The organism is Halovibrio sp. HP20-59, from assembly GCF_033052795.2.
Classification (GTDB): domain Bacteria; phylum Pseudomonadota; class Gammaproteobacteria; order Pseudomonadales; family Halomonadaceae; genus Vreelandella.
Window position 1 is genome coordinate 425,379 of the sequence record NZ_JAWJUW020000002.1, and the last position, 9,712, is coordinate 435,090.

The 9,712-nt window shown below is 55.7% G+C and carries 6 protein-coding genes; 4 read left to right on the top strand and 2 right to left on the bottom strand.

Annotated features, from left to right (window positions below):
- Positions 1-2: 2 nt before the first annotated feature.
- Both hrpB and RZA33_RS04165 read right to left on the bottom strand, forming a co-directional pair.
- A complete protein-coding gene (gene hrpB / locus RZA33_RS04160; protein WP_317506583.1) occupies positions 3-2,447 on the bottom strand; it encodes an ATP-dependent helicase HrpB in 2,445 nt (814 codons plus the stop codon).
- On the bottom strand, positions 2,444-3,130 hold the full coding sequence (locus RZA33_RS04165) for a TetR family transcriptional regulator C-terminal domain-containing protein (RefSeq protein WP_317506584.1): 687 nt from the start codon (positions 3,128-3,130) through the stop codon (positions 2,444-2,446). The genes hrpB and RZA33_RS04165 overlap by 4 nt, the downstream gene beginning before the upstream one ends.
- Before the next feature lie 214 nt (positions 3,131-3,344).
- Here RZA33_RS04165 and xdhA point away from each other — a divergent pair, with 214 nt between their 5' ends.
- From xdhA to guaD, 4 genes are read left to right on the top strand one after another with little or no spacing between them, the layout of a single operon-like run.
- Positions 3,345-4,814 (top strand): xanthine dehydrogenase small subunit, encoded by a 1,470-nt coding sequence (xdhA, locus tag RZA33_RS04170; RefSeq protein ID WP_317506585.1) that lies wholly within the window; start codon positions 3,345-3,347, stop codon positions 4,812-4,814.
- Positions 4,798-7,221: a xanthine dehydrogenase molybdopterin binding subunit gene (xdhB, locus tag RZA33_RS04175; protein ID WP_317506586.1), complete on the top strand. Its 2,424-nt coding sequence runs from the start codon at positions 4,798-4,800 to the stop codon at positions 7,219-7,221. The genes xdhA and xdhB overlap by 17 nt, the downstream gene beginning before the upstream one ends.
- The gene (gene xdhC, locus RZA33_RS04180) at positions 7,218-8,093 is read left to right on the top strand and encodes a xanthine dehydrogenase accessory protein XdhC (RefSeq protein ID WP_317506587.1); all 876 of its coding nucleotides are present in this window, start codon (positions 7,218-7,220) and stop codon (positions 8,091-8,093) included. The genes xdhB and xdhC overlap by 4 nt, the downstream gene beginning before the upstream one ends.
- A gap of 1 nt (position 8,094) precedes the next feature.
- A complete protein-coding gene (gene guaD, locus RZA33_RS04185) occupies positions 8,095-9,414 on the top strand; it encodes a guanine deaminase (protein ID WP_317506588.1) in 1,320 nt (439 codons plus the stop codon).
- The last annotated feature ends 298 nt before the right edge of the window (positions 9,415-9,712 follow it).

Below are 9,712 nucleotides of genomic sequence, written 5' to 3' on the forward strand. Positions count from 1 at the left end.
GATTACTTCGCCGTTCGGTGTTTAGTCTTGGCCGTGGCGATGGCCGTCAGCGGATTTTCAGGCCATGGGTGCTTTGGGTAACGACCACGCATCTCCTTGCGTACCTGGGGATAGCTATTTTGCCAAAAGCTGGCTAAATCCTGGGTGATTTGTAGCGGGCGGCGGGCTGGCGAAAGCAGATGAATCATCACCGCCACCATGCCATTCGCGACGGTGGGCGTTGTCTGCCAGCCGAACGCTTCTTGCAGCTTTAAAGCCAACACCGGCGGACGCTGCTCAAGACAAGGTAGGTAATCCAGCGTGGCCCGCTTGCTACTCGGCACAGCAATCGCTAACGGGGTTAACTGCTCAAATTCACTCTGCTGCGACCAGCTTAACGTATTCAATAAGTAGTGTTCTAAAGGCAGTTTCTCAAGTTGACTCAGCCGCTTGATCCCCCCCAGATAAGGCGCTAACCAACGCTCTAACGATGCCAACAGCGCCTGCTCTGACCAGTCAGGCCAAGCATCGCCTAGGCTTGAACGTAGCAATGCCATTCGCCCACGCAGTTGCTGTAGCTTATCGCTAAATAACCACCTGGGCTGTTGGCGCACAGCCGTTAACAGCGCTTGGATAACGGCGTCCTCGGGTAAATGTGCCAAAGGTCGCCTAGCCAGTACCAAGCCTGCGTGGGCCTGCACTTCTTCACCGATTAAACGGCCGCCCTGTTGGGACCACGCCACCCGTGCCTGCCATTGGCCACTCTTAGGATAGAGCGCCAACAATGACGCCACGCTTAACGGCTCACCGGCAATAATTCGCGCCTGATCGTCTGCCGCGCTATTCAAAGCCACAGCGACTACATAAGCTTGATGGGCCAACGCATCGTTTAACGACAGTGTGACAGTTTTGCCATTGGCGAGTCGAAAGGTACCCGGGCTTATTTGTTGGCCGATCCGGTCTGGGTACGCCAACGCTAAAAGCGGGCCAAGCGGTTCTGAACCAGCGTCCCTGAGCGCGACCCCCGCTCGTTTTGCCAGCTTGAGCGCTTCTCGCTGCCAGCTTGGAAAACGCTTAGGCTGACGCAGCCGCAGTGCTAACGCGTCGTGCAGTGACCGCTCAGCGCTGTCGCGCTCCTCCAGCAGCGCCGCTAACGCGCAGGCCAGCGGCACTGTTTGTACATCAGCAGCGCGTTCGAGCATAACGGCTATGCGCGGCTCAACAGGCCACTTAGCGCAACGGCGACCCAACGGGGTCAGCCGTTGCTGCTCATCTAACACGCCAAGCTGCACAAGCAGCGACTGAGCACTTTGCCAGGCACCTTCAGGTGGCGGCGTTACCCATTGCAGCTCGCTTGGCGATGCAACTCCCCAGCAGGCTAACTCAAGGACAACGCCAGAAAGGTCCGCTTGCTGAATGTCGGGCTCGCCATAGGGCGCCAGAGTCTGCTCTTGAGCCCAGAGGCGAAAACACAGCCCTGGGCTTTGGCGCCCCGCTCGCCCCCGACGTTGATCGGCGCTAGCACGATTAATCCGCCGGGTCGTTAAACGGGTTAGCCCGGTACGCGGCTGAAAAAGCGGCACTCGCTCCAGGCCACCGTCAATCACCACATTCACACCATCCACGGTGATGCTCGATTCGGTGATGGCGGTGGAGACGATAATTCGCTGTTTTGATGTGTTCGCCGCTAAGGCTGCCTGCTGTTCAGCAATACCCATTCTGCCGTGTAGCGGCCTAATCGCCAGATGGGGCAACGCTTTTTCCAGCACCTGAACTAAGCGATTAATTTCGGCGACACCCGGCAAGATGGCCAGTATGTCCTGGGTATCAGGCAGTGATAACGCTTCCTCGACCACCCGAAGCGCGTGGCTAACGCTCTCCTCATCACTCAGGGAAGGACGATAAGCCGTCGCAACAGGATACTGGCGCCCCTGGCACTCAATAACAGGTACCTGCTCGCCCAACACCCGCTTGAGTGCTTCGACATCCAAGGTTGCCGACATCACCAGTAAGCGTAAATCATCGCGAATACTGGTCTGCACATCCAGTGTTAACGCTAAGCCCACATCGGCTTCTAAGCTCCGTTCATGGAACTCATCAAAAATGATCCCGGCAACGCCTTCTAACAGCGGGTCATCTTGCAGCATGCGGGCGAGTACGCCTTGAGTGACCACCTCCAAGCGGGTTTGCGCGCTCACACAGCTATCGCCGCGCATTCGATACCCCACCGTTTGACCCGCGTTCTCACCCAATTGCTGGGACATAAAGTCAGCCGCTAATCTCGCGGCAACCCGGCGCGGCTCGAGCAAAAGCAGCTTTTGGCCTTTGACCCAAGCTTCTTCTAGCAAACAGAGCGGCACGCGGGTGGTCTTCCCCGCCCCCGGCTGAGCAATTAACATTAGCCGATTACCGGTGCGTAAGACGGTTGTCAGCTGTTCAAGATGCTCGTCAATGGGTAAGACGTTCATTCGAAACTCACTTCTCCACCCGATGGACGGCCAACACTTGGCTGGTGAGCAGGTAACGCCACACCGCAGCCTTTTAGGATAACGTGCTCAAGAAAGGACGAAATCGACTCAAGGTCATCGGCGGTTAACGCATCCCGGCCTAGAATACCGCTCACCTGAGCGCTATATTCAGTGTAATGCTGGGTAGAAGACCAAATCAGGAAAATTAGCCAGCGGGGATCTACGGCGTCCATTTTTCCTTGTGCCGACCATTGGCGCATAATCATCGCGCGCGAGGCTACCCACTCACGTAATTCTCCCGCTAAGTAATCATTCAAAAACGGCGCACCGGCTAAAATTTCCGCCGCAAAGAGTTTTGAACCTTCGGGGTAGCGCTGCCCAAGCACCAACTTAGTGCGTATGAAGTCACTGAGCACCGTCGCTGGATCGCTATCGGGGGTAATGTCTTCGAGCACTTCGTTCCAACGACGCATCATGCGGTTAAGCAGTCGCACATAAAGCGCTTGCTTACTGCCCATGTAGTACAAAATATTGGCTTTGGGGAGACCGGCTCGATCAGCGATCACTTGCAAGCTCGCCCCGCGATAGCCGTGCTGAGAGAACACCTCCTCAGCGGCAGCCAGAATAGTCGCCTCAACCCTTTCACGGCTCGGATTTTCTTGAATGGCAGATATGACAGTCATTAAAAGAGTCCCTTAAAAGAGTGGCATGGCTGAGCGACCTGGAGGAATTTCGCGGCAGGGTTAACGCCCCAAAAGTTAACATTACGCACAAGCTTGCCCCACTCCTGTGCAGCGAGCAAATACTTGCAAGGTGAAGCGTTTTGTCTCAAGCTCAAGCCATACTGACCGATCGGTCAACACAATGCCGGTCTATACAACAACAGCGGAGTTTGGCATGGCCACGATTGCGTTCTTGCTCAATGGTGCTTCTCAACGGTGTGACGTTTCACCCGACACTAGCATTTTAACCTTATTACGCGAGCATTTGGCCCAGACAGGCACAAAAGAAGGCTGCGCTTCCGGTGACTGTGGCGCATGCACCGTGGCGATTGGTGAGTCAACAGCTGGCACGCAAAGGTTTACCAGCGCTAACGCTTGTATTACGCCTGCCCATCAGCTGCAGGGCAGGCACTTGGTCACCGTTGAAGGGCTGTCGGAAAAAGGTAGCCTACACCCAGCCCAGAAAGCGATGATCGAATCCCATGGTAGCCAGTGTGGTTTTTGTACGCCGGGTATCGTTATGTCGCTTTTCACCTTGCATAGCGATCTTACGCAGCGTCCTTCTCCGCTATCACCAGAACGCCTAGAAGCCGCCCTGGGCGGTAATTTGTGCCGCTGCACTGGCTATCGTCCTATCCGAGATGCCGCGCTGCGTATGAATGATACGCCCTATGAGCGCCCTCAGTGGTTCGACGCGGCATTGCCTGCGTCAGAAAGCGACACTCAGACCGTCGATTCGGCAGGAACAGTGCCATTTTTTGCTCAGCCCGTGTCTTTGGAGGAGCTAACGCAATTGCGTCAAGAAGCTCCCCAGGCGCGCTTGGTGGCAGGCGGTACTGATCTTTGGCTGGAGATTACTCAGCGCTTGGCGCCGCTTGATCAGTTGATTGATGTTTCTCGGGTTGCCGAACTACTAACAGTTGAAAAAGCCATCCATGCAGATCAAACCGGCTGGTGGATAGGCGCCGGGGTTACCTATACCCAGCTCGAGCCACTATTTGAAAAGCACTTTCCTGCATTTGCTCATCTGCTGCACCGGCTTGGCTCCCAGCAAATTCGTAATCGGGGAACGCTGGGTGGCAATATCGCAAATGCCTCCCCCATTGGTGATACGCCCCCCGTGCTACTTGCCTTGGGTGCCCAGGTGGTGCTTGCCAGCGTAAACGGCGATCGCTGCTTAGCGCTGGAAGATTTCTTCCTCGACTACAAAAAGACCGCCTTGGCGGCTGATGAAGTCGTTTCACGAATTTTTATTCCCCAGCCGACTGAGGGCAGCCAGCTACGCGTATGGAAGCTCTCCAAGCGCCGCGAAGATGATATCTCCGCGCTACTCGGGGCGTTTAGCTATCGAATTGTACAAGGAAGCTTACGCGACGTGCGGATCGCCTTTGGTGGTATGGCCGCGACTCCCAAACGTGCCCGAGCTGCCGAGGCAGCACTTGAAAGGTGCACTATTAGTGCGGCGGCTAGTGCGGAAGCCTTTCGTGCCGCTCAGGAAGCCCTCGATCATGACTTCCAGCCCATGAGTGACGTGCGGGGTAGCCAGCACTATCGCCAGCAGGCCGCCAAAAACCTAATTGAACGTCTCTACCTTTCTCTCTCCGCGCCCGACCATGAGGTGATGCTCCATGCGTACGCTCACTAAACTGGACAGCGATAGCAGCCGTGCCCGCCGCGAACTACACGACCATATCCAAGGCTCTGGCCCCTTGGCACGCCATACGGTCGACAGCAACGGCAAACGACAGGCGGGAAGCGCCAGTTATCACGAAAGTGCCGAAAAGCACGTTACCGGCAAGGCGGCTTATATTGATGATTTGTCCCTACCCGCGGGTACTCTGCATGTTGCCCTAGGTCTATCGCCCGTGGCACACGGCAACTTAACCAAACTTGATCTTAGCAAGGTGAAAGCAGCGCCTGGCGTAGTCGATGTGATTACCTTTCATGAGGTGCCAGGGCATACCGATATTGGGCCGGTCTTTCCTGGCGATCCTATCTTTGTCGATCAAGAGATCAGTTATGCAGGCCAATGCCTCTTTGCCGTTGCTGCAACCTCGCTCCTGGCAGCCCGCCGCGCAGTAAAATTAGCTATTATCAGCATAGATGAACAGCCTGCAAGCTTAGACCCGGTGGCTGCGACAGAGCGTGAGGAATTTGTACGCCCGACTCATGTGCAGACACGGGGTGATTGGCAGCAGGCGCTTGATCAAGCGGAACAGATTGTCGAAGGCGAGCTGTTCGTCGGTGGCCAAGAGCACTTCTATCTTGAAGGCCAGGCCTGCGTGGTTCACCCCACCGAGGATGAGGGCGTTGTCGTCCACACTTCCAACCAGCACCCCAGCGAAACCCAGAAGCTGGTGGCGGAGGTGCTCGATATCCCTTTTCACGCCGTGACCGTAGAAGTGCGCCGAATGGGCGGGGGGTTTGGTGGCAAGGAAACCCAGGCGTCGCCCTGGACGTGTATTGCTGCAATCATTGCCCGCCGCACGGGCAAATCGATTAGCTTGCGCTTACCGCGCAGCGAAGATATGCGCGCCACGGGTAAACGCCACCCCTTCCATAACCGCTATCGACTCGCCATTGATGCTGAGGGCATTATTCAGGGGGGTGAGATCACGGTGATCGGTGACTGCGGCTACTCGCCGGATCTCTCCGATGCTATCGTTGATCGCGCTATGTTCCATGCCGACAACGCCTATTCACTGGGGGATGCCCAAGTAGTCGGTCATCGAGCAAAAACCCATACCGCATCTAATACCGCATTCCGGGGCTTTGGTGGCCCCCAAGGGATGATGATTATCGAAGCGGCCATGGATGATATTGCCCGCCAAATTGGCGAAGACCCACTGACTGTTCGTAAGCGCAACTTCTACCGCGATGGCCGCGAGGTGACTCACTACGGCCAGCAGGTCGACCAGCGGCAACTCCTCCATACGCTCGTTGAAACCCTGGAAAGCGACAGCGATTACTGGGCACGGCGCAAAGCGGTCAGTGACTTCAACGCCACCAGCCCTGTGATTAAAAAAGGACTGGCACTGACCCCGGTTAAATTTGGCATTTCGTTTACCGCCCAGCATCTTAATCAGGCGGGCGCCCTTCTGCATGTTTACACCGACGGCAGCGTGATGATCAATCACGGCGGTACCGAGATGGGCCAAGGGCTACATACTAAAATTTGTCAGGTAGTGGCTCGCGAGTTGGGCCTGGATCTGGAGAAGGTACGCATTACCGCTACGCGAACCGATAAAGTCCCCAACACATCCCCTACCGCTGCCTCTAGCGGTGCTGACTTGAACGGTATGGCTGCACGGGATGCCGCCAGCAAGCTGCGAGAACGCCTGTTTGATTTTGCCGCCGAGCACTATTCAGAGGGCTTGGATCGCGAAGGAATGCGCCTGGAAGGTGGCATGCTAGTGGCCGGGTTCGGCGAGAGCGAGCGCCGCATACCCTGGGGCGAGTTGGTGCAAACAGCTTACCTCAATCGCATATCGCTATCTGAAAAAGGTTTCTACGCCACGCCGCTTATTCACTATGATCGTTCAGTGGGTCAAGGCCGGCCCTTCTACTACTACGCATTTGGCGCGGCAGTGGCAGAGGTAAGCGTGGATACCTTGAGCGGGGAGTATCAGGTAGACCGTGTCGATATATTGCACGACGTGGGAGACTCTCTAAACCCGGCCATTGATATTGGCCAGGTGGAGGGCGGCTTTATTCAAGGAATGGGCTGGTTGACCAGCGAAGAGCTTAAGTGGAACGACAAAGGCGTGCTTGTCAGCGATGGCCCGGCGACCTATAAAATTCCAACTTTTGGTGATCTACCGCCTATTTTCAATGTCGCGCTAATGGAAGGCCATCCCAATTCGATGGCCAGTCTCTACCGCTCAAAAGCAGTGGGCGAGCCCCCTTTTATGCTGGGCATTTGCGTCTGGTCGGCGTTGCGTGATGCGCTATCGAGCCTGACTGATTACGCCATCTCTCCCCATTTAGATACACCGGCCACGCCGGAGCGGGTCATGCTGGCAGCCAACGCGATCAGGAAGAAAGTGCTGTGAGTTCTAGTCAAAACCCAGAAAGCTGGCATGCGGCGCTACACCGCTTACAGCGCGACGGCCTACCCCATGTATTAGCCACCCAGGTGACCAGCGCAGGCTCCACTCCCCGGGAGCCTGGTGCACGCATGGTGATCACCGACGATGCGATCTTCGATACGCTAGGTGGAGGTACCTTTGAGTGGCAAACCATTACCGCTGCACGCGCTTGTTTGACAGAAAAACGCTATGGCCTCAGCTTGGAAGCCTTCTCACTAGGTGGACGAAGCGGCCAGTGCTGTGGTGGGTTCGTTAATATCCTCTTGGAAGCCTTTCCTGGCACTACAACGCACATCGCGATTTTTGGTGCAGGGCACGTGGGGCAGCAACTTATAAAGCTAAGTGCACCACTTCCCTGGCAGTTGCACTGGTACGATAGCCGTAGCGATGCGTTTGCCAAACAGTATCAGCAGCAGCCACAACTTAGTTGTTATTCACTCCAAGACGCACAGCAAAGTGTTGCCGCCTTGCCTGCAGGTACCCACGCACTGGTATTGACGCACAACCACGACGAAGACTATGCGCTGATCAAAGCGCTGATTGAGCGCGATGACGTAGCGTCGATTGGGCTGATTGGGTCTGACAGCAAATGGGCGAGCTTTGAAGGACGTCTTAAGCGCGAAGGTTACGCCGCCGATCAAATTGCGCGGGTGCGAAGCCCCATCGGGCGCATTCACGACACTAAGCCGAGCAATAAAACGCCCTATGCGATTGCTTTAACGGTGGTGGCCGAATTGCTTTGGCTAACGGATACGCCTTCTTTTCAAGAAAACCGCGGCCTTGACTCCCAGGCACTGCGAACGCTAATGACCGACTCCCCGACGACCCCGAGTTAATATGACTTCTTCCTCCGATACGTTCATTCGTGCCGAATTGATTAGTTTTGCCCGTGACCCTGGCGATGGAAACACACCTGAACCGGGCAGCGTAGAGCATTACGGCGATGGGCTGCTCTGGTTGAAAGGCCAGCATATTCATGCAGTCGGCCATTTCGCCGAGCTATCACTGTCGCTACCCAAAGGGGCTGACGTTCTCAATTATCGTGACAAATTGATCATGCCTGGGTTTATCGATACCCATGTGCACTACGTTCAGCTGGATATTATGGCGTCTTATGGCCGCCAACTGCTTGACTGGCTAAACGACTACACCTTTCCTGAAGAGTGTCGCTTTGCTAATCATGCCCATGCAGAAGCGCTGTCTAACGCTTTTTTGGATGAGATGCTACGCGCGGGCACTACCACTGCCCAGGTATTCGGCTCTAGCCATCCCGGCTCCGTCGATGCCTTTTTCACCGCCTGCCAAAAACGCCAGCTGCGCATGCTGGTGGGCAAGGTATTGATGGACCGTAATGCGCCAGAGGCGTTGATGGACGGTGCATCAGGCATTGCTGACAGCGAGCGACTGATTGAGGATTGGCACGGCAATGAACGCCTGGGCTATAGCGTCACACCGCGCTTTGCGCCGACTTCAACTAAAACGCAAATGGATGCTGCAGGCGCCCTCTTACGTAATGACCCTAGCCTTTGGTTACAGACCCACTTGGCTGAAAACAGCGGTGAGTTAGATTGGGTAGCTGAGCTGTTTCCAGGCAGTCGCGACTATTTGGCTGTGTATGAGGAGGCAGGCTTAGTCGGCCCCCGTAGTACATTCGCCCATGGCATTCATCTGGATAACGGCATGCGCAAACGCTTGGCGAACCGAGGCGCCAATATTGCCTTTTGCCCCAGCTCCAATCTTTTTCTGGGTAGCGGGTTATTCGACCGGGAAGCGGCCAAGCAAACGGGCATGGCATATACGTTTGCTAGCGATATCGGCGCAGGCACTGATTTATCGGGATTTGGAACGCTTAAAGCAGCCTATCAAGTGGGTCAATTAGGCGGGCAGCCCCTGACCGCATGGCAGGGGTTTTATGGCTTAACCATGGGTAATGCAAAGGCTCTCTCGCTGGATAGCCATATTGGCCAGCTTGCTCCTTCACTTGAAGCGGACTTCGTGGTGGTTGACACGCAGGCAACATCGCTATTGTCTCGACGTATCAGTCATTGCACTACACTTGGTGAGCGGCTGTTTGCGCTAATGATGCTGGCGGATGACCGCGCTATTTATGAGACATGGGCCGGGGGAATCTGCCAACATCGTAGAAATACCGTCTAATCAAAATGCAACGGTTACGGCTTCAGCTCGCGATGGCTATTGGCCGCCGCAGGCTAGAGATGGCCGCGTCGCTGCGCGCCTCGCCATGACATGACGCTTTTCCCGCCTCGGCATTGCCGTTGACTCTGTCATCGCGAGCGCAGCGACGCGATCTGGGGTGTGATATGTTTTTCTTCCAGGCAACAAAAAACCCCGCGCACAGAATGCTCGGGGTTTTTCTTAATAAGTGCCTGACGATGACCTACTCTCGCATGGGGAGACCCCACACTACCATCGGCGCTAAGCGGTTTCACTGCTG

Excerpts from the sequence above, each read along its gene's own strand:
- hrpB (WP_317506583.1), bottom strand. The coding sequence starts at position 2,447 with ATGAACGTCTTACCCATTGACGAGCATCTTGAACAGCTGACAACCGTC.
- guaD (WP_317506588.1), top strand. The coding sequence starts at position 8,095 with ATGACTTCTTCCTCCGATACGTTCATTCGTGCCGAATTGATTAGTTTT.
- RZA33_RS04165 (WP_317506584.1), bottom strand. The coding sequence starts at position 3,130 with ATGACTGTCATATCTGCCATTCAAGAAAATCCGAGCCGTGAAAGGGTT.
- xdhB (WP_317506586.1), top strand. The coding sequence starts at position 4,798 with ATGCGTACGCTCACTAAACTGGACAGCGATAGCAGCCGTGCCCGCCGC.
- xdhA (WP_317506585.1), top strand. The coding sequence starts at position 3,345 with ATGGCCACGATTGCGTTCTTGCTCAATGGTGCTTCTCAACGGTGTGAC.